At 70.2% G+C, this 18761-nt stretch carries 20 protein-coding genes; 12 read left to right on the forward strand and 8 right to left on the reverse strand.

Features of this window, described 5'->3' with window-relative positions:
• Window positions 1-258: 258 nt before the first annotated feature.
• Both rpsN and rpmB read right to left on the reverse strand, forming a co-directional pair.
• On the reverse strand, window positions 259-564 hold the full coding sequence (rpsN, locus tag ACIOJD_RS32815) for a 30S ribosomal protein S14 (RefSeq protein WP_401919918.1): 306 nt from the start codon (window positions 562-564) through the stop codon (window positions 259-261).
• The gene (gene rpmB, locus ACIOJD_RS32820; RefSeq protein ID WP_401920023.1) at window positions 564-800 is read right to left on the reverse strand and encodes a 50S ribosomal protein L28; all 237 of its coding nucleotides are present in this window, start codon (window positions 798-800) and stop codon (window positions 564-566) included. Before rpmB ends, rpsN begins: the two co-directional genes overlap by 1 nt.
• Before the next feature lie 52 nt (window positions 801-852).
• On the opposite strand from rpmB, the gene rpmG reads away from it, so the two are divergent.
• The 5 genes from rpmG to ACIOJD_RS32845 all read left to right on the forward strand — a co-directional run bounded on the left by rpmG (window position 853) and on the right by ACIOJD_RS32845 (window position 3485).
• The gene (gene rpmG, locus ACIOJD_RS32825; protein ID WP_401919919.1) at window positions 853-1017 is read left to right on the forward strand and encodes a 50S ribosomal protein L33; all 165 of its coding nucleotides are present in this window, start codon (window positions 853-855) and stop codon (window positions 1015-1017) included.
• A 114-nt stretch (window positions 1018-1131) separates the two neighbouring features.
• Window positions 1132-1389 (forward strand): type B 50S ribosomal protein L31, encoded by a 258-nt coding sequence (locus ACIOJD_RS32830; protein WP_401919920.1) that lies wholly within the window; start codon window positions 1132-1134, stop codon window positions 1387-1389.
• A complete protein-coding gene (locus ACIOJD_RS32835) occupies window positions 1389-2630 on the forward strand; it encodes a CobW family GTP-binding protein (protein WP_401919921.1) in 1242 nt (413 codons plus the stop codon). Before ACIOJD_RS32830 ends, ACIOJD_RS32835 begins: the two co-directional genes overlap by 1 nt.
• Window positions 2630-2929 carry a 30S ribosomal protein S18 gene (gene rpsR, locus ACIOJD_RS32840; protein WP_401919923.1) on the forward strand — a complete coding sequence of 100 codons (300 nt, stop codon included), beginning with the start codon at window positions 2630-2632 and terminating at the stop codon, window positions 2927-2929. Before ACIOJD_RS32835 ends, rpsR begins: the two co-directional genes overlap by 1 nt.
• A gap of 316 nt (window positions 2930-3245) precedes the next feature.
• The gene (locus ACIOJD_RS32845; protein WP_401919924.1) at window positions 3246-3485 is read left to right on the forward strand and encodes a DUF397 domain-containing protein; all 240 of its coding nucleotides are present in this window, start codon (window positions 3246-3248) and stop codon (window positions 3483-3485) included.
• 544 nt (window positions 3486-4029) lie between these two features.
• On the opposite strand, the gene ACIOJD_RS32850 is transcribed toward ACIOJD_RS32845, so the two are convergent.
• Window positions 4030-4551: an ATP-binding protein gene (locus tag ACIOJD_RS32850; RefSeq protein WP_401919925.1), complete on the reverse strand. Its 522-nt coding sequence runs from the start codon at window positions 4549-4551 to the stop codon at window positions 4030-4032.
• Window positions 4552-4868: 317 nt separating this feature from the next.
• On the opposite strand from ACIOJD_RS32850, the gene ACIOJD_RS32855 reads away from it, so the two are divergent.
• From ACIOJD_RS32855 to ACIOJD_RS32875, 5 genes are all read left to right on the forward strand, one after another.
• A complete protein-coding gene (locus tag ACIOJD_RS32855; RefSeq protein WP_401919926.1) occupies window positions 4869-5750 on the forward strand; it encodes a helix-turn-helix domain-containing protein in 882 nt (293 codons plus the stop codon).
• Window positions 5751-5804: 54 nt separating this feature from the next.
• A complete protein-coding gene (locus ACIOJD_RS32860) occupies window positions 5805-7271 on the forward strand; it encodes an aldehyde dehydrogenase family protein (RefSeq protein WP_401919928.1) in 1467 nt (488 codons plus the stop codon).
• Between the two features lie 208 nt (window positions 7272-7479).
• Window positions 7480-8121 (forward strand): PadR family transcriptional regulator, encoded by a 642-nt coding sequence (locus tag ACIOJD_RS32865; RefSeq protein ID WP_401919929.1) that lies wholly within the window; start codon window positions 7480-7482, stop codon window positions 8119-8121.
• 126 nt (window positions 8122-8247) lie between these two features.
• Complete coding sequence (locus ACIOJD_RS32870; RefSeq protein WP_401920025.1) at window positions 8248-9213, forward strand: ATP-binding cassette domain-containing protein; 966 nt, start codon at window positions 8248-8250, stop codon at window positions 9211-9213.
• Window positions 9210-10040, forward strand: a complete 831-nt coding sequence (locus ACIOJD_RS32875) for an ABC transporter permease (RefSeq protein ID WP_401919930.1) — start codon at window positions 9210-9212, stop codon at window positions 10038-10040. The genes ACIOJD_RS32870 and ACIOJD_RS32875 overlap by 4 nt, the downstream gene beginning before the upstream one ends.
• A 56-nt stretch (window positions 10041-10096) precedes the next feature.
• Here the strand turns inward: ACIOJD_RS32875 and ACIOJD_RS32880 are convergent, their stop codons facing one another.
• From ACIOJD_RS32880 to ACIOJD_RS32890, 3 genes are all read right to left on the reverse strand, one after another.
• Entirely contained in the window at window positions 10097-11536 is a 1440-nt protein-coding gene (locus ACIOJD_RS32880) for a glutamate decarboxylase (protein ID WP_401919932.1), read from the reverse strand.
• Window positions 11537-11664: 128 nt separating this feature from the next.
• Window positions 11665-12939, reverse strand: a complete 1275-nt coding sequence (locus ACIOJD_RS32885) for an ion channel protein (protein WP_401919933.1) — start codon at window positions 12937-12939, stop codon at window positions 11665-11667.
• Window positions 12940-13119: 180 nt separating this feature from the next.
• Window positions 13120-13488 carry a YbjQ family protein gene (locus tag ACIOJD_RS32890; RefSeq protein ID WP_401919934.1) on the reverse strand — a complete coding sequence of 123 codons (369 nt, stop codon included), beginning with the start codon at window positions 13486-13488 and terminating at the stop codon, window positions 13120-13122.
• Window positions 13489-13730: 242 nt separating this feature from the next.
• Between ACIOJD_RS32890 and ACIOJD_RS32895 the strand changes: the two genes are divergently transcribed.
• Window positions 13731-14456: a DedA family protein gene (locus ACIOJD_RS32895; protein ID WP_401919935.1), complete on the forward strand. Its 726-nt coding sequence runs from the start codon at window positions 13731-13733 to the stop codon at window positions 14454-14456.
• 112 nt (window positions 14457-14568) lie between these two features.
• On the opposite strand, the gene ACIOJD_RS32900 is transcribed toward ACIOJD_RS32895, so the two are convergent.
• Both ACIOJD_RS32900 and ACIOJD_RS32905 read right to left on the reverse strand, forming a co-directional pair.
• Window positions 14569-16275 carry a threonine/serine exporter ThrE family protein gene (locus tag ACIOJD_RS32900; RefSeq protein ID WP_401920027.1) on the reverse strand — a complete coding sequence of 569 codons (1707 nt, stop codon included), beginning with the start codon at window positions 16273-16275 and terminating at the stop codon, window positions 14569-14571.
• A 227-nt stretch (window positions 16276-16502) separates the two neighbouring features.
• The gene (locus ACIOJD_RS32905) at window positions 16503-16997 is read right to left on the reverse strand and encodes an inorganic diphosphatase (RefSeq protein WP_401890054.1); all 495 of its coding nucleotides are present in this window, start codon (window positions 16995-16997) and stop codon (window positions 16503-16505) included.
• A gap of 157 nt (window positions 16998-17154) precedes the next feature.
• Between ACIOJD_RS32905 and dacB the strand changes: the two genes are divergently transcribed.
• On the forward strand, window positions 17155-18615 hold the full coding sequence (gene dacB / locus ACIOJD_RS32910) for a D-alanyl-D-alanine carboxypeptidase/D-alanyl-D-alanine-endopeptidase (RefSeq protein ID WP_401919937.1): 1461 nt from the start codon (window positions 17155-17157) through the stop codon (window positions 18613-18615).
• Window positions 18616-18761: the final 146 nt, after the last annotated feature.

Here is an 18761-nt window from a genome sequence, read left to right on the forward strand (position 1 = left end):
AACGGCCGCGGCTCCCGCGGTAACGGCCGCGGCTCCCGCGGTAACGGCCGCGGGCCACGGATCCGAGAAGGATCCGCGGCCCGCGCGCCGAAAACCGGGCGACCGCCGACGGGAGGTCGGCCGGTGAGCCGTAGCCGTAATCCGGTCGCGCCGTCCCGCTGTCTTCCTTCACGGTCCCGCCGCCGTCAGGACTTCGGATGATCCGTTCCCTCTGACTGGTCGACAAGTCCCCTGATTGGTTGACAAGTTCGCGCCAAGCTACCAGGAGGATTTGCGCACCCCGGGAAGGAATCCGGCGTGGGCCTGTTCGCGCAGCCGGACCCTGGACAGCCCGAACTTCCGCAGATGCCCACGTGGTCGGCCGTCCACGCTGTCCCGGTTCCGTACCCGCGTGGCGCTCGCGTCGCGCGGCTGGCTCCGCAACTCCCGCTGCGCCGAGATCCTTTGCTCGTCGGATGTGCCGGGGCGCCGGAGGACCTCCTTCAGCTCCGCACGTCGCGCGGCGTACCGCTCGACTGTCTCCTTGCGCCGCTCATTGCGGACGATCTTGCTCTTCTTCGCCATCAGACCCTCACCCCGCGGGCGCGGATCCGGGTGACCGCGGCTTCGATGCCGATCGCGTCGATGGTCCTGATCGCTTTCGTGCTGAGGGTGAGCCGGACATGCCTGCCCTCGCTCGGGAGCCAGTAGCGCTTGCGCTGGACGTTGGGGTCGAAGCGGCGGGAGGTGCGCCGGTGCGAATGGGAGATCTGGTTGCCGAAGCCCGGCTTGGCGCCGGTCAGCTGGCAGTGGGCGGACAACGTCACACGTTCCTCTCTTTGGAAATGGAAACCATTTCCATATACTAGCCACATGGCCCGCAACGAACTACGCCCGATCGTCAAGCTCCGGTCCACGGCGGGGACCGGCTTCACCTACGTGACTCGCAAGAACCGCCGGAACGATCCCGACCGCATGAGGCTGCGCAAGTACGACCCGGTCGCCCGGCGGCACGTCGACTTCCGCGAAGAGCGCTGACCCCGGCAGCGCCGGCAGAAGCTCCGGCACCAACAGAAGTACCGGCACCAGCAGAAGCAGCACAAGAAGCAGCACAAGAAGCACAAGAACAAGAAGCACCAGAAGAGGCCTGAGATGAAGCCCGGAATCCACCCCGCGTACCGGCCCGTCGTCTTCCGCGACAAGGCCGCCGACTTCGCCTTCCTGACCCGCTCGACCGCGACCTCCGAGAAGACGGTCGTATGGGAGGACGGCACCACCTACCCCGTCATCGATGTGGAGATCTCGTCGGTGAGCCACCCCTTCTACACGGGCACCGCCCGCGTCCTGGACACCGCCGGCCGCGTGGAGCGCTTCGAGCGCCGGTACGGCCGCCGCCCCGAGGCCCGCTGATGGGCGGCATCAGCGATTCCGGGGCGATCGGCGAGAGCGGCGGTATCGGTGACATCGGTGGCGCCGACGGCAAGCTCCCCGTCGTGATCGTCGCCGGACTGCACTCCGATGCGCGCAAGGCCGCCGTGCGCCACCTGCTCGCCACCGTGCCGGGCAGCGTCGCGCTCCACCACGACCTGTCCACGGCCGACCGGGGCACGGTCGTACGTACGGTCCGCGACGCCGCCGAACTGATCTCCACGGGTGAGGCGCCGCTGGTCCACGACTGTGCCTGCTGCGCGTTGCGCGAGGACCTGGTACCCGAGCTGGAACGGCTCGCGGACGGCGGACCGACCCGGCTGGCCGTCGTCGAGCTCTGGGACTCGGTCGAGCCCCGGGCGATGGCCGAGGTCGTCGCGGCGCACGGTGAGGGGCTGGTCGTCAGTCAGGTGCTGACCGCCGTGGATCCGGCGCTGCTGCTGCCGTTTCTCGGCAACGGCGACGACCTCGCCGACGCCGGGCTGGCGGCAGCGGCCTCCGACCAGCGGACGATCGCCGACACCTGGGCCCGGCAGTTGGAGTACGCGCCCGTACTCGCCGTGATCGACAACCCGCTCGCGGACGACGAGGACCGCGCGCTGCTGGCCCAGCTCCACCCGACCGCACGGCAGATACGGATCCCCGGCGAAGACGCGTCCGCCACCGAGCGCGCCGGAGTGCGCGCCGGAGAACTGGCCGCCGCCGCGCTCGCCGGCTTCGACATCGAGGCCGCGGCCGCCCGTCAGCACCCGGCCTGCGCGCTGCTGCCGCAGGAGGCGGACGACTGCGGTGTCGGTACGTATGTCTGGCACCGCACCCGCCCCTTCCACCCGGAGCGGCTCTACCAGGCGCTGGAGGATCTGACCTGCGCCGCGGCCCGCAGCCGCGGCCGCTTCTGGCTCGCCGACCGTCCCGACACGCTGCTGGCCTGGGACGCGGCGGGTGGCGCGCTCTGTGTGGAGAGCGCGGGGCCCTGGCTGGCCTCGTTGCCGGACGCCGCCTGGGACGCGGTCCCGCCGCTGCGCCGGGCCGCGGTGGCCCTGGACTGGCATCCGCACCACGGCGACCGCTGCCAGCACCTGGTCTTCACCTCACCCGGCCTGGACCGCGAAGGGGTCGAGCGGCTCCTGGAGTCCTGCCTGCTGACCGACGCCGAGTACACCGCGGGCCGCGCGGCCTGGAAGCGCCTGCCGCCCGCCTTCGACTCCCTCCTGGAGGTCTGATGTCCACCCGCCGCAGGGACCGCAAGCCGTCGGCGCCCCGCCCCAATCCGCTGGATCGCGCGGGCGTCACCTATATCGACTACAAGGACACCGACCTGCTGCGGAGGTTCATCTCGGACCGCGGCAAGATCCGCAGCCGCCGGGTGACACGGGTGAACGCCCAGCAGCAGCGGCAGTTGGAGCGCGCGATCAAGAACGCGCGCGAGATGGGTCTGCTGCCGTACCGCACGGCCCGCGCTGACCGTCCCGCCCCCTCCCGCTCACTCCCGCTTCCTCCGTCACGGAGGAAGCGGGAGTGATAACCGACACAGGAGAGGAAAAACCGGCACGGGAGAGGGCCGGCAAGGGAGCCGAATGCCCTCGAAATACGTCTCCTTCTCAGGAAGCAGGAGAGAACGCAGGGAATCCGGCCCGGAATCGGTCCGGCACCGGCCCGCGGACGGCCCATAAACGGGTCGGCGCAGGTCGGAGCGGGTCCGGACAGCCGTTTCACCTGCGAGTCTGTAATCGCAGGAACACCCCGCGTGCACGTGCATCTGCTCATGCAACGGCACATGAACACAGCTATGATCCGAGACAGTTGAAACCTGCACCTTGCAACTCGGGGAGCGACCTGTGTACGACGTGTACAACGGCATAGCGGCCACAGAGCTTCACGGAGTCGTCTGGCAGAAGAGCAGGCACAGCAACTCCCAGGGCTCGTGTGTGGAGTTCGCCAAACTGCCGGGCGGCGAGGTGGCGGTACGGAACTCACGCCACCCCGACGGTCCCGCGCTCGTCTACACCCTGGCCGAGATCGAATCCATGCTGATCGGCGCCAAGGCCGGGGAGTTCGACCACCTGACCACCGGCTGACCACCACCTGACCACCACCTGACCACCGGCTGCCACCGCCTCACGGCGCACGGGCGGCGGCTGTGCGCGCCGCCTCGACGGCGCACGGTTCCGACGGGGTTCCGACGGGGGTCCGACGGCGTACTCGTCACGGAGTGTGCCTGCTTCATGCGCCTGGCGCGCCTACGGCGTGCGCCCAGCGGCGGGAGCGCGCTCCGGTACGCCTCGGGAGCGGCGAGTTTCAGTCAATCTGGCGAGGATCACGGCCAGATTGGTACGGACCAGTAGGGGCCATGCGTGCCCAACGTCACCGCGAAAGAGCGCGAATCGGCCAGTCGCCCGATGAGCCCCCGATGAGCCGATGGGTGCCGGTTCGGTGCCGAGGATCCGCGGTCGGTTCCCTGTGCGGACCCGCCGGGCGGCCCGGTTGCATGCGCGGCCCCGCGGTTCCGATCAACGCCCGGCGGTCCGCTTCAATGCCCCGCGGTCCGCTTCAATGCCCGGCGGTCCGCTTCAATGCCCGGCGGTCCGCTTCAGTGGTCCGGATCGGGTTCAGCGGTCCGGCTCAGGTTCGGCCGTCCGGTTCCGCGGCGCACGGCAGCTGGAACAGCGCCCAGACCACCTTCCCGTGCAGCGTCCCCGCCAGCGGGTGCCAGCCCCAGGTGTCGCTGAACGACTCCACCAGGAGCAGCCCCCGTCCGGACTCCGCCGCCCCGTCCTCCTCGGTCTGCCGCGCCGCCGGGCCCGTGTGGCTGGGGTCCCGTACCGCGCACACCAGTCGCGATGTCCACCGCATCAGATGCAGTCGTACGGGGGCGTCGTACGGCTCCTGCCGTACGGTGCCGTCATCGAGCAGGGCGTGCCGCAGTGCGTTGGTGACGAGTTCGGAGACGACCAGCGCGACATCGTCGAAACGCTCGCTCAGCTCCCACTGCTTGAGCGTCGTGCGGGTGAACTGCCGTGCCCCGCGTACCGCTTCGTAGTGGGGAGGCAGAGCGCACGACGCGGACCCCGCGGCTCCTGCGGGATCGATCGGGGGAAGGCCCTGCCTCAACGGCTCGAGCACGGTCGATCCATTCATCCCCATGCGAGGCACTCCCGGGATTCGCGGCCGTAGCGATACTGCGATGGGTCCAGCGTCACAACACGTCAATCACGTACGAGCACACAGGTGCGCGGGGCCCATGGTTCCGAATGCGCAGGGCAGATGCAAGGGCAGATGCACGTGCACGCGCCGGGATTGGCCCTTCCCGTGCCGGTTGTTGTTGATTTCTCCCCATGACCAGTTTCGGTCTCTCCGTAAAGCCTTCTTATTTCCGTAATCGATCGAGTACGGGCTGAAGCGTTTTGATGGCAGAATCCGGCACTTGGAGTTCGGGGGTGCTCCGAGGAGAACCACATGCGATGGGGAGGGTTGGAGACGTGACCGCAGCCGAATCGGGCGGTTCCGTGGTGCGGCGCATCCTGCTTGGCTCACAGCTGAGGCGGCTGCGTGAGACGCGCGGCATCACACGTGAAGCGGCCGGCTACTCGATCCGCGCATCCGAGTCCAAGATCAGCCGTATGGAGTTGGGACGGGTGAGCTTCAAGGCCAGGGACATCGAGGACCTGCTGACCCTCTACGGAGTCGCCGACGAGGGCGAGCGCGCGGCTCTCCTTGGCCTCGCCAAGGAGGCCAATGTCGCCGGTTGGTGGCACAGCTTCGGTGATGTGCTGCCCGGCTGGTTCCAGACGTACATCGGTCTCGAAGGTGCCGCCTCGCTGATCCGCATCTACGAAGTGCAGTTCGTGCACGGTCTGTTGCAGACCGAGGCGTACGCGCACGCGGTCGTCACCCGCGGCCAGCCGGACGCGCCCTGCGCCGAGGTCGAGCGCCGGGTCGCCCTCCGTCTGGAGCGGCAGAAAGTCCTCGTCTCCGAACGGGCGCCCCGCTTCCACGCCGTACTGGACGAAGCGGCGCTGCGCCGCCCGTACGGCGACCGGTCCGTGATGCAGGGCCAGTTGAAGCACCTGATCGAGATCTCGGAGCAGCCGAACATCACTCTTCAGGTGATGCCGTTCAGCTTCGGCGGGCACGCGGGCGAGAGCGGCGCGTTCACCATGCTGAGCTTCCCCGAGTCGGATTTGTCCGATGTCGTCTTCCTGGAACAGCTGACCAGCGCGCTGTATCTGGACAAGCGCGAGGAAGTGGCGCAGTACGAACGGGTGATGGCGCGGCTCCAGGAGGACAGTCCGGGACCGGAGGAAAGCCGGGATGTCCTCCGTGGCCTGCTTCAACTCATCTGAAGCATCAGTACGATGACGTCATATCAGGAGTTTGCACCTGCAGTAAGGGATCGCATGTCCTACTTCACCGACCTGGCTCACCAGTACATCGATGGCGAGTGGCGGACCGGCAGTGGCTCGTGGGACATCATCGACTTCAATCCGTACAACGGGGAGAAGCTGGCCGCCATCACGGTCGCCACGGCCCTGGAGGTCGATGAGGCCTACCGCGCCGCCGAGCGCGCGCAGCGCGTCTGGGCCGTGACCAATCCGTACACCCGCAGACTGGTCTTCGAACGGGTGCTCCGGCTGGTCGAGGAGCGCCAGGACGAGATCGTCGAGGCGATCATCGACGAGCTCGGTGGTACGCGTCTCAAGGCGGTGTACGAGGTCCGTACCGCGCAGGAGTTCCTGCGCGAGGCCATTCAGCTGGCGCTGCGGCCCGAAGGCCGGATCCTGCCGTCCCCGGTCGACGGCAAGGAGAACCGCGTCTACCGGCTGCCGGTCGGCGTCGTCGGGGTGATAAGCCCGTTCAACTTCCCCTTCCTGGTGGGGCTCAAGTCGGTGGCGCCCGCGCTGGCGCTCGGCAACGCGGTCGTGGTCAAGCCCAATCAGAACGCGCCGGTCGTCGGGGGCGGGCTCATAGCCAAGCTCTTCGAGGACGCCGAACTGCCGGCCGGACTGCTGAACGTCGTGGTGACGGACATCGCGGAGATCGGCGACGCGCTGATCGAGCACCCCGTCCCGAAGGTGATCTCGTTCGCGGGTTCCGACCGGGTCGGCCGTCATGTCGGGGCGGTCGCGGGCAGCCATTTCAAGCGGGCCATTCTCGAACTCAGCGGCAACAGTGCCTTGGTCGTGCTCGACGATCTCGATGAGGAGGGGCTCGACTACGCGGTGGACGCGGCGGTGGCGAGCCGGTTCATCTACCAGGGGCAGGTCTGTACGTCCGCCAACCAGATCATGGTGGACCGAAGTGTCGAGCGGGAATTCACCGAGAAGTTCGTGGCGAGGGTGAAGTCGCTGAAGGCCGGTGACCCGCGCGATCCCGAGACCCAGATCGGCCCGGTCATCAACACCTCCCAGGCGGACGCCCTGGCGGCGCTGGTGGACCAGGCGCTGGCCGAGGGCGCGACGGCGCTCGTACGGGGCCGTACGCGCGGCAATCTCGTGGAACCGACGGTGCTGACCGGGGTCGCGGAGGACTCCGCGCTGATGCGGCAGGAGATCTTCGGACCGGTGGTGCTGCTGGTTCCGTTCGACGGGGAGGAAGAGGCGGTACGGCTCGCCAACAGCAGTCCGTACGGGCTGAGCGGCGCCGTGCACACGTCCGATGTGGAGCGGGGCGTCTCGTTCGCCCGGCGGATCGAGACCGGCATGATGCACGTCAACGGCTCGACCGTGCAGGACGAGCCGATGGTGGCCTTCGGCGGGGAGAAGTCCTCGGGGGTCGGCCGGCTGGCCGGTGATTCGGCGGTCGAGGCGTTCACGACGCAGAAGTGGATCTCGGTGCAGCACGGCCGTACGCACTTCCCTCTCTGAGCGCTGGGGCGGCTCAGGACCGCCCCCGGGCCTGCTTCGGGCCCGCGGACCTGCCCTGGGCCTGCCCCGGACCCGCTCCCGCTGGCTCCAGACCTGCTCCCGGCCTGGCTCCGGGCCTGCCCTGGGCCTGCTCCCGGCCTGGCTCCGGACCTGCTCCGGACCGCCGGGGTCCCGAGAGGGTCTCGGCCCGGGGTCATAACCTGGAGCAATGTCAGCGATCCGTTTGCTCGTGCTCGGCGCGGTGCGCCAGCACGGGCGGGCCCATGGCTACCAGGTCCGCAACGACCTGGAGTACTGGGGCGCCCACGAGTGGTCCAACGCCAAGCCCGGCTCGATCTATCACGCGTTGAAGCAGATGGCGAAGCAGGGCGTACTCCTCGCGCACGAGGTCGCGCCGAGTACGGCCGGCGGGCCGCCGCGGACCGAGTACGAGCTCACCGACGCGGGCCGCGAGGAGTACCTCAGGCTGCTGCGCGAGGCGCTGACCTCGTACGACCAGAAGATGGACGTGCTGTCCGCGGGCATCGGCTGCATCGTCGACCTGCCGCGCGCCGAGGTGATCGAGCTGCTCAAGGAGCGGGTGCGGGCGATCGAGGCCTGGCGGGCCGCGGTGACCGAGCACTACGTACCGGAGGACGGTCCGGAACAGCTCGGGCACATCGGGGAGATCATGAACTACTGGGTGCACTCCGCGGATTCGGGCGCGGAGTGGACGCAGGGGCTGATCAAACGCATCGAGGGCGGGGCGTACACCTTCGCGGGGGAGGGTGAGCCGTTCGTCGGGGTGCTCGCCGAGGGCGAGGAGAACCCGTACGCGACGGGGATTCCCGATGACGGAGATCGTCGCTGATCAAGTTTGACCAATGGTCCGGTCGGGGTTACCTTCGGGCACGTAGTCAAACTTGACTACACGGGGTGCGGGACCGAAGGGGAGAGCACATTGGGCGCACTGAGTACGTCGAACGATGTGATCGTCATGGCGGGCGTACGCAAGAGGTACGGCGGGAAGCCGGCCCTGGACGGGTTGGATCTGACGGTGGAACGCGGCACGGTGCACGGGGTGCTCGGGCCGAACGGCGCGGGCAAGACCACGGCGGTACGGGTCATGACCACGCTGCTGCGGCACGACGAGGGGCTGGTGCGGGTGGCCGGCCACGACGTACGGAACCGGGGGCGTGAAGTGCGGCGGCGGATCGGGCTGTTGGGGCAGCACGCGGCGCTGGACGAGGACCTGGGCGGCCGGCAGAACCTGGAGATGTTCGGACGGCTCCACCATCTGGGCGCCCGGCGCGCGGGGGTCCGGGCGGACGAACTGCTGGAGCGGTTCGGCCTCATGGACACCGGCCGCAAGGCCGTGAAGCTCTACAGCGGCGGGATGCGGCGGCGGCTCGATCTGGCGGCGTCCCTGATCACCGAACCGGAGGTGCTCTTCCTGGACGAGCCGACGACCGGGCTCGATCCGCGAGGCCGGGCGGAGGTGTGGGGCGCGGTGCGCTCGCTGGTCGGCGGCGGGACGACCGTACTGCTGACGACCCAGTATCTGGAGGAGGCCGACCAACTGGCCGACCGTATCTCGGTGGTGGACAGCGGGAGGGCCGTCGCCGAGGGCACGCCGGACGAACTGAAGGCCAGAGCAGGCGGCGACCGGATCGATGTCGTCCTGCACGACGCGGACCGGCTCGCGGACGGCGCGCACGCGCTGGCGCACGCGACCGGCACGCACGCCGTCAGTACGGACGTGGACCGGCGGCTGCTCAGCGCGCCGGTCGCGGACCGGATGACGGCGCTCACCGAGACCGTACGGGCCTTGCACGCGCGGGGAATCGAGGCGCGGGACATCGCGCTGCGGCGGCCGACGCTGGACGAGGTCTTCCTCCAGCTCACCGCCGCCCGCGAGGCCGACCGGCCGGACGGCACCGAGCGACAGGAGATGCCGGCATGACGACGACGCACGCGACAGCCCCGGTCCGGACAGCCGCCGAGAGCAGCGGGCTCGGCTGGGCACTCGCCGATTCCTGGACCATGACCCGGCGCGAACTGGCCCGCTGGGCACGGCAGCCGGTCCAGGTCGTCGTCGGGCTGGTCTTCCCGGTGATGCTGCTGCTGATGTTCGGCTACCTGATCGGCGGCGGCCGGGGGGTCGATGGGGAGTACGTCGAATTCCTCGTCCCCGGCATGCTCGCCCTGACGATGGCCTTCGGCCTGGAGTCGACCATGCTCGCGGTGACTCAGGATCTCGACAAGGGCGTGGTCGACCGGTTCCGTTCGATGCCGATGGTGTCGTCCGCGGTCCTGGTGGGCCGGAGCGTCGCCGACATGCTCCAGTCGGCGGCCGGTCTGGCCGTGATGATCGGGGTCGGGTACGCGATCGGCTGGCGCTGGCACGACGGACCCGCGTCCTTCCTGGGCGCCGTGGGTCTGCTGCTCCTGTTCCGGTTCGCGATGCTCTGGCTCGGGATCCAGCTGGCGCTGGTGGCGGGCCGTCCCGAGATGGTGCAGGCGGTGCAGATCCTGGTCTGGCCGATCGGCTTCCTCTCCAACGCCTTCGCGACGCCGGAGTCCATGCCGGGCTGGCTGGGCGCCGTCGTGGAGTGGAACCCGATGTCGGCGACGGCCACGGCGGTACGTGAGCTGTTCGGCAACCCGGGCGCGGCGGGCGGCTCCTGGGCGGCGGAGCACTCCGGGCTGCTGGCCGTCCTGTGGCCGGTGGCGCTGCTCGCGGTGTTCTTCCCGCTCGCCGTACGGAGGTTCGCGAGGCTCAGCCACTGAATGGGGCGGGTGGTCCGCGTCGGCCGGGTGGCCGGCGTGGACCACCCGGCAGGCTCTCAGTGGTGGAAGGACGTGGCGGCCGACTTGTCCCGGTTCAACGGGTGCTGCTGGCCCCGCAGTTCGGGCAGCACCTGCTCCAGGTCGGCCACCAGCAGCGCGGCCAGGTCGGCCGAGAAGCCGTTGCGGCAGACCACCCGCAGGACGGACAGATCCTCGCGGTTGGCCGGGAAGGTGTACGCGGGCACGAGCCAGCCGTGCTCGCGCAGGCGGCGCGAGACGTCGAAGACATCGAAGTTCCGCACGCCGGGGGCGGTGGTGAAGGCGAACACGGGCAGCTCGTCGCCCCGGGTGAGGAGCTGGAACTCGTCCATCGCCTCGATCCGCCTGGCCAGCGTCCCGGCGATGTCCCGCGCCGTCTGCTGCACGGCGCGGTAGCCGTCCCGGCCCAGCCGCAGGAACGTGTAGTACTGCGCGACGACCTGCGCGCCCGGCCGGGAGAAGTTCAGCGCGAAGGTGGGCATGTCGCCGCCCAGATAGTTCACGCGAAAGACCAGTTCCTCGGGGAGTTCGGCGGGCGAGCGCCAGAGGGCCCAGCCGACGCCCGGGTAGACCAGCCCGTACTTGTGCCCGGAGGTGTTGATGGACGAGACGCGCGGCAGCCGGAAGTCCCAGACCAGATCCTCGTCCAGGAACGGCGCGATCATCGCGCCCGACGCCCCGTCGACATGGACGGGGATGTCGAGGCCCGTACGCTCCTGAAGCGCGTCCAGCGCCGCGCACAGCTCGCCGACCGGTTCGTACGAGCCGTCGAAGGTGGAGCCCAGCACGGCCACCACGCCGATGGTGTTCTCGTCGCAGAGGTCGGCGGCGGCCTGCGGGTCGAGATGGAACCGGCCACCCTCCATGGGCACCAGCCGCGCCTCGACCTCCCAGAAGTTGCAGAACTTGTCCCAGCAGACCTGGACATTGATCCCCATGACGAGATTCGGCCGGGCGGTCGCCGGGTAGCGCGCCGCGTTACGCGTGGCCCAGCGGCGCTTGAGCGCCATCCCGGCGAGCATGCAGGCCTCGCTGGACCCGGTGGTCGAACAGCCGACGGCCGTCGCCGGGTCGGGCGCGTTCCAGAGGTCGGCGAGCATCGCCACACAGCGCCGCTCCAGCTCGGCCGTGCGCGGGTACTCGTCCTTGTCGATCATGTTCTTGTCCCGGCACTCCGCCAGCAGTACGGAGGCCTGGGGCTCCATCCAGGTGGTGACGAAGGTGGCGAGGTTGAGCCGCGAGTTGCCGTCGAGCATCAGTTCGTCGTGGACCAGCTGATAGGCGGTGGCGGGCGGGATCGGCCCGTCGGGAAGCCGGTGCTGGGGCGGGGCCGAGGTCATGCCGCTGACCGGATCGGCCTCCCCGTAGAACGGGTTGAGCGACAGCCTGCGCAGCTCGGTGCGCTCTTCCTCCGTCGTCGTACGGGCTGAGCGGTCCGCGCCTCGGTGGAGTGGCATCAGCGGGTCTCCTCGGGGTGGTACGGCCCCCTGGGACGTGGCGGGTCCCCCCTGGCGAGGATACGAACGAACATCGGGGAGCGCCCGCCGGACCGGCGGCCCGCCGCCCGCGTGCCGGCCGGGGCGGGTCAGCGCATCGGTGTGCCGTCCCCGCGGAGCTGCATCTGGGGGCGGCCGGTGACCAGCAGCCAGGCCGGGAGCGTGGCCACGCACAGCAGGGGGAGCACATTCGGGTCGGCGACCAGGACCGCCGCCGTGAACAGGCTGAGCCAGCCCAGCCGGGTGACGGCGAGCAGGACGCCCAGCACTCCGCAGGCCACGCCCAGGCTGATCTGTACGGACGGGACGAGGGCGTGGGCGCACAGCCCGAAGGCGACCCCCACGAAGACGGACGGGAAGATCCGCCCGCCCCGGAACCCGCAGGCCGCCGCGATCATCATCGCGGCCAGCTTCACCACCGTCATCAGCGCGAGCGCCCCCGCCGACCGGCCGTCCGGATCCTCGGCCAGGGTCTTCACCTGGTCCAGCCCCTTGAAGAGCGTCAGCGGCCCGCCGAGCGCCCCCAGCAGGCCGAGCACCAGCCCGCCCGCCGTCAGGGCCAGTACGGGGTGTCCCAGGCGCCGGAAGGCGGCGTGGGCGTAGGGGAACAGGTACACCGCCGCCATGCCCAGCACCGCTGCCAGCGGGGTGATCACCAGCGCCGCCAGGAGGCTGCTCCAGTGGGTGCCCGAGTACCTCGGCAGATCGAGGTCGAACGTCGGATGGTCGATCAGCACCGTGGTGAGACCGCCCGCGCCGGCCGCGATCAGCGGGCCGAACAGCTTGTCCCAGAGAGAGCCGGGCCCCGGCCTCGTGGCGAGCGTCTCGGAGAGGACCAGCGCGGCGGCCACGGGCGTACCGAACAGCGCCCCGATCGTGCCGGCGGCGGCGAGCGCGACCCAGAGCGCGGCGGGCGCGTCGGGCGCCGCCTTACGGCCGAGCCAGTAGGCGAGCGCGATGTTGGACGCGGTGATCGGGTTCTCCGGGCCCAGGCTCACGCCTCCGGCCAGCGCCAGCCCGGTGACCAGCAGCAGCCCCGGCACCACCCCGGCGGGCATCGGCTCGTCGACCAGCCCGGTGGTGGCCGGGTCGGGGCCCGCGTGCCCGTGCACCCGGTGGACGACGAGTCCCACCGCGAGCCCGGTGGCCGTGAGCATCACGATCATCCAGAGCGTGGAGTAGCGGCCGATCCCGAGGGCGTCGGGCAGCGTCCCCCAGAGCACGTCCTTGAACTCGCCCGCGAGCGTGTCCACGCCCAGCAGCAGGAGGGCCGCGGCCACTCCGACCACCAGGGACGGCACGACGAGGGGCAGCAGCGTACGGGCGGAGGGCGCGGGAGCAGCGGACGGAGCGTCGTTGGCCACGCGCTCACCGTAACGGGACAAAAGCGGCGCCCGTGGCAGGCGAAGTCCCTGACCGACGGGATCCGCGGGGCTCCCGGACCCTTCCCGTCCTTCCCGTCCGTCTTGCGCCCCGCTCTCTCCTCGCCGCCTCTTCCTGAGGACGGAGCTTCTTCCTGAGGACGGAGCTTCTTCGCCGATCCGCTACAGAGCCTCGCTGATCACGACGGCCGTCCCGTAGGCGCACACCTCCGTCCCCACGTCGGCCGCCTCCGCCACGTCGAAGCGCATCATCAGTACGGCGTTGGCGCCACGCGCGCGTGCCTGCTCAATCAGGCGTTCCATCGCCTGGTTGCGGGTTTCCACGAGCGTCTTCGTGAGCCCCTTGAGCTCGCCGCCGATCATCGACTTCAGCCCGGCGCCGATCTGGCTCCCCAGGTGCCGTGAGCGGACCGTGAGGCCGAAGACCTCGCCGATCACTCTCCGCACCTGATAGCCGGGCACGTCGTTCGTGGTGACGACCAGGACGTCGACCCCAGGGCCCTGCCCACCGCCGTAATCCTCGATGCCCATCCGTGTCCACCTTCCTCGACCTTCCCGGAAGCTCCTCGGAGTCCCGCCCGAAGCTCTGCTCGAAGCCTTGTGACGGACAGCTTTGTACCGCTCTGCCCGGAGTGCATCCGGAGTGTGCCGGCCGGCGGGACCGCAAGGAGGCGGGTGGAACCTGAGGGCGTCGGCGGGCGTTGATAACTTGTGCGCGGCCGACCACGCCGAACGACGATCGACCGACCCAATGACTCAGGAGTCCGGAAACCGTGACCACCCTTGCGCTCGGACCCAGCTGGCTGGACCCGGACTATCTGATCGGGACCTTCGGGCTGATCGGTGTCCTGGTCATCGTTTTCGCCGAATCCGGCCTGCTCATCGGCTTCTTCCTGCCGGGCGACTCGCTGCTCTTCACCACTGGCCTGCTGGTGACGACCGGCGCGCTCGACACCCCGCTCTGGCTCGTCTGCCTGCTGATCGTGCTCTCCGCGATCATCGGTGACCAGGTGGGCTATCTCTTCGGCCGGAAGGTCGGCCCGGCGCTGTTCAAGCGCCCGGACTCCAAGTTCTTCAAGCAGGAGAACGTGGAGAAGGCGCACGACTTCTTCGAGAAGTACGGCCCCAAGTCGCTGGTCCTGGCCCGCTTCGTGCCCATCGTCCGGACGTTCACGCCGATCATCGCCGGTGTGAGCCGGATGAACTACCGCTCGTTCATCATCTTCAATGTCGTCGGCGGCACCCTCTGGGGCGCGGGAGTCACCCTGCTGGGCGCCGCGCTCGGCAAGATCGACTTCGTTCACGAGCACATTGAGATGATCCTGATCGCCATCGTGGTGATCTCGGTGCTGCCGATCGTGATCGAGGTCCTGCGGGCGCGTTCCCAGTCCAAGAAGGCGCCTCTGACGGACGGCGCCGGTTCCGGCGCCGCCGCCGGGGACGAGGGTCCGGACGACCCGGCAGGTGGCCAGCGCGGCGGCCGTCACGCCAAGCGCTGACGCGGCACACGGACGCCCCGGGCCTGGTCCACGAAGACGGCCCGGGGTGGAACACGGCGGGACAGGGCCCAGGCCCTGTCCCGCCGTTCTTGTCGGATCAGCCGGACAGGACCTAGAAGCCGCGCGTCCGCTTGGCCGCGCGGCGGCTCGACGCCCGGCCCGCCCCGGGCACCTTGAGGAACAGCCGGGAGATCTCCCCACCGAGATTCACCCCGACGGCGATCGCGAGCGCCAGCGCCACCGCCTTGGACAGTGACGCGAGCCCGCGGTCGAGGTCGTTCTGCGCGAAGCCCAGTAGACCGAAGTACGTCGCGGAACCGGGCAGCAGCGGACCGATCGCCGCCGTGATGTACGGCAGCGCCGAGGCGAACTGGTACCGCGAGAAGAGCTGTCCGAACAGGCCCACCAGACCGGCGGCGACCGCCGTCGAGGCCACCGGGGAGATGTCGCCGGTGAGATGCATCGAGGCGTAGACGACCCACGCCACCCCGCCGTTGAGCGACACCATCAGCACGGTGGAACGTTCCTGCTGAAGCAGGATCGCGAAGGCGAAGCTCATGCCGACCGCCGCGCACATCTGCACCCAGGGCTGTTCGTAGGGGCTCAGCGCCGCGTCCGGGTTCAGCTCGGCGTGCAGCTGCACTCCCAGATAGAGCACGATCAGCACACCCGTGACGATCGCGATGAAGAAGTACATGACCTCCAGCAGACGCGCGGAGGCGGTGATGTAGTAGCCCGTCAGGCCGTCCTGCACCCCCGCCACCAGAGCCCGTCCCGGCAGCAGCGCGAAGAGACCACCGGTGATCACCGCGGAGGTCCCGCCCTCCACCGATATGACCGGGCTCAGCAGGGTCAGCGCCACGCCCATCGCGGCGGGCGGCATCGCGGCCACCACGAACTGGTAGAACTCCGGCAGTCCGCGCCCCGCGCACAGCCAGGCCAGCCGGTCACCGAGCATCGCGCCGAGCGCCGCGGCCACGAACACCAGCACACCACCACCGACCAGCACCGAGGCGGAGCCGGCCAGCAGCCCGCTCGCCACGGTCAGCGCCCATCCGGGGTACGGGTGCCGGTTACGGCGGATCTCCGCGAGCCGCCGGTACGCCTCCTCCAGCGTGACATCCGTGTCCTCGGTGGTGATGTCGTCGATAAGTGTGTAGACGGCGGCCAGTCGGGTGTAGTCGGTGCCCCGCCGGCGTACGGTCCGACTGGCCGTCACCGGGTCGTCCACCAGCGACGGCTGATGGGAGATCGACAGCAGCGTGAAGGTGACGGTCGGTTCGCAGCGGTCCAGGCCGTACGCGCGGCTGACCGCGAACATCGCGGCCTCGACGTCCTCGGCGCCCTCGCCGCCGGCCAGCAGAAGCTCACCGATACGCAGCGTCAGGTCCAGCACGCGGGGCACGGCCGGCCCCTGCTGGTCGTCGTGCCGCTGCATCATCTCGACCACGGGACGTTCGGCGGCGGGCATCCGCAGCAGGGTGCGCATCCGGTCCTGCCAAGGCGCCTCTTTGCTGAGCCTGATCATGGGAATGCCGTGCGCCGGAGTGAACGCCGACGACGGCTGCCGGGCGCCGTACGATCCCCCCGGCCCGCTGCCCGGTCCACCCGCCGGCCCGCCGCCCGGCATCTCGAAGGCCGAACCCTCGGGCTCGGCGGGCGGCTCCGTGCTCAGCCCCTCGGGAAGCGCGAACTCCGATGTCGGCTGGTCGTCCTCGAGGAGCTGTGGCTGACCCACCCCGGGCGGCGGGGTGAAGGCACTGCGCGCCTCGTCCGTCTGAGGCTTACGGTCATCGGAACCGTCCGGCTCGGCCACCACTGTCTGCTTCCTCATTCCCTGTCGTGCCAGTCCCGTCACTCCTGCGTCCCGATTTCCGGTCCCGCGGCTCTGGTGTTCGATCGTCAACCGTGCTGCCCGGCACGCATCTGCCCAGTATGGGCACGTACATGGGGCGGGCACACGCGCGGACGGGCGGCGCACCCCGTGAGAGGTACGCCGCCCGTCGTCCGTCCGGCTCTCCGCCGGTCACACGGTGGAGTCCGCGGTCAGTGAGCGCCGCCCTGGGCCTCAAGTCGCTTGTACGAGGCCTCGATCTCGGCCTCGGCCTCGGTGCGGCCGACCCAGTCGGCGCCCTCGACGGACTTGCCGGGCTCCAGGTCCTTGTAGACCTCGAAGAAGTGCTGGATCTCCAGGCGGTCGAACTCCGAGACATGGTGGATGTCGCGGAGGTGCTCCACCCGGGGGTCGGACGCCGGGACACACAGCAGCTTGTCGTCGCCGCCGGCCTCGTCCGTCATCCGGAACATGCCGATGGCGCGGCACTTGATGAGGCAGCCCGGGAAGGTCGGCTCGTCAAGGATGACCAGCGCGTCCAGCGGGTCGCCGTCCTCGCCGAGGGTGTTCTCGACGAAGCCGTAGTCGGCCGGGTAGCTGGTCGAGGTGAAGAGGCGACGGTCCAGGCGGATCCGACCGGTCTCGTGGTCCACCTCGTACTTGTTCCGCGAACCCTTAGGGATCTCGATGAAGACGTCGAACTCCACGAGTGGCTCCTCCATGATCAACACATTTGTCAGGTAATGGTGCGTCTTCGCGGAGGAGACCCCCCGGCCACGGGGCCAGGGTGCCGTGCTCGTGGCAAGGCGCAGTGATTAAGTGTCCCCCACGCAGCAGTGTGATCGCGAAAGGGGCTGGTCAACCGTGCTTGAGCCGAAAGTGTGGCAGCTCACGGCGGGTTCTGTCGTCGTCGGTCTCAGCCTCGCCGCCGGTGCGGTGGGTGCGGCCGGCCCCTGGGACTCGGGTCAGCGTAAGGCCGAGCGGGACTGGGCGGTCGCTCAGAGCCGAACGGGTGGCGCACATCACGACGCGAGCGCCCCCGGCGCGCCCGCGCCTGCCCCCAGTGCCGCCGGCGTACTCCCGGCGCTCGACGCGCGCGCCGCCGCACCCGTGGACCTGTCGGCGGACCTGGAGAAGAAGCTCGGGCCACTGATGGACGACGGCCAACTCGGCCGGACGCGTACGGCGTCCGTCGTCGACGCCGTCACCGGCGAGCGGTTGTACGGGAGGGCCGCCGACAAGCCGATGACCCCGGCCTCCACGGTCAAGATCGCGACGGCGGTCGCCGCGCTCTCCGCGCTCGGCCCGGACCACCGCATCGCCACGACGGTCGCGGCCACCCCGAAGGGCCGGACACTCACCCTCGTCGGCGGCGGCGACGCCACCCTGGACCGCGCGGGCCTGCGCGCCCTGGCGGACGACACCGCCCGCGCCCTGCGCGACCGGGGCGTCACCTCCGTCAAGGTCGGATACGACACCTCCCGCTACACGGGCCCCCGTGAACACTCCATCGGCCCCAACGACAACATCGCCCCCGTCGTCCCCCTGATGGTCGAACAGGGCCGCCTCGACAAATCCAGGAACGGGCCCGCTCCGCGCGAGAAGGACCCGGCCCGCGGGGCCGCCGACGCCTTCACCGGGCTGCTGCGCGACCGCGGCATCCGCGTCACGGCGGCCCCCGCCTCCGGCAGGGCCGCCAAGGGCGCGAAACCTCTCGCCAGGACCTACTCGCGCCCGCTCTCGGCCCTGGTCGAACGGGCCCTGACCGAGAGCGACAACGACATCGCGGAGTCCCTGGCCCGCCAGACCGCCATCGCCGCGCACGAGCCCGCGAGCTTCGAGGGCGCCGGACGGGCCGTCACGGCCCGGCTCGGCAAGCTCCGACTGCCGCTGGGCGGTACCCGCTTCGCCGACGGCAGCGGCCTGAACCGCAAGGACAGGGCCAGCGCCGCGCTGCTCACCGCCCTGCTGGCACGCGCCGCCTCCCCGGCACACCCGGAGCTGCGTCCCGTCCTGACCGGTCTGCCCATCGCCGGCTTCAGCGGCACCCTGCGCGGCCGGTACGGGGACGAGGCACCCGCCGCCGGACTCGTCCGGGCCAAGACCGGCACGCTCACCGGCGTGAACACCCTGGCCGGTACGGTCGTCGACCGGCGGGGCCGGCTGCTGGCCTTCGCCTTCATGGCGGGCTCCACGCCGGAGCCGGGCGCCGCGCAGGCGGCCCTGGACCGGCTGTCCGCGGCCCTGGTCCCGAAGACGGCCCCGAAGGACACGAAGGCCCCGAAGGCCCCGAAGGACCCGAAGGCACCCCCGCGCAAGCCCTGACGGACGCGCTCCTGACGGACGCGCTCGACCACGGCGGACTCTCCGGCGGCCCTCGGCCACGCTCGCTCCGACAGCCCAACCGGTACGGGGCCGAATACGGGGCCGAAACCCGGGCCGGATCGAGGGTCGTGCCCGTGCGGCTCGGG

Origin of the sequence: Streptomyces sp. NPDC088116 (genome assembly GCF_044741745.1) — a bacterium.
GTDB lineage: Bacteria > Actinomycetota > Actinomycetes > Streptomycetales > Streptomycetaceae > Streptomyces.

What these genes read in the sequence shown, in the direction of transcription:
- ACIOJD_RS32870 (WP_401920025.1), top strand. Translation starts at nt 8,248, where the DNA reads ATGGCGGGCGTACGCAAGAGGTACGGCGGGAAGCCGGCCCTGGACGGG.
- ACIOJD_RS32855 (WP_401919926.1), top strand. Translation starts at nt 4,869, where the DNA reads ATGGGGAGGGTTGGAGACGTGACCGCAGCCGAATCGGGCGGTTCCGTG.
- ACIOJD_RS32880 (WP_401919932.1), bottom strand. Translation starts at nt 11,536, where the DNA reads ATGCCACTCCACCGAGGCGCGGACCGCTCAGCCCGTACGACGACGGAG.
- ACIOJD_RS32890 (WP_401919934.1), bottom strand. Translation starts at nt 13,488, where the DNA reads ATGGGCATCGAGGATTACGGCGGTGGGCAGGGCCCTGGGGTCGACGTC.
- ACIOJD_RS32830 (WP_401919920.1), top strand. Translation starts at nt 1,132, where the DNA reads ATGAAGCCCGGAATCCACCCCGCGTACCGGCCCGTCGTCTTCCGCGAC.
- ACIOJD_RS32875 (WP_401919930.1), top strand. Translation starts at nt 9,210, where the DNA reads ATGACGACGACGCACGCGACAGCCCCGGTCCGGACAGCCGCCGAGAGC.
- ACIOJD_RS32865 (WP_401919929.1), top strand. Translation starts at nt 7,480, where the DNA reads ATGTCAGCGATCCGTTTGCTCGTGCTCGGCGCGGTGCGCCAGCACGGG.
- rpsN (WP_401919918.1), bottom strand. Translation starts at nt 564, where the DNA reads ATGGCGAAGAAGAGCAAGATCGTCCGCAATGAGCGGCGCAAGGAGACA.
- ACIOJD_RS32835 (WP_401919921.1), top strand. Translation starts at nt 1,389, where the DNA reads ATGGGCGGCATCAGCGATTCCGGGGCGATCGGCGAGAGCGGCGGTATC.
- rpmG (WP_401919919.1), top strand. Translation starts at nt 853, where the DNA reads ATGGCCCGCAACGAACTACGCCCGATCGTCAAGCTCCGGTCCACGGCG.
- ACIOJD_RS32860 (WP_401919928.1), top strand. Translation starts at nt 5,805, where the DNA reads ATGTCCTACTTCACCGACCTGGCTCACCAGTACATCGATGGCGAGTGG.
- rpsR (WP_401919923.1), top strand. Translation starts at nt 2,630, where the DNA reads ATGTCCACCCGCCGCAGGGACCGCAAGCCGTCGGCGCCCCGCCCCAAT.
- ACIOJD_RS32850 (WP_401919925.1), bottom strand. Translation starts at nt 4,551, where the DNA reads ATGGGGATGAATGGATCGACCGTGCTCGAGCCGTTGAGGCAGGGCCTT.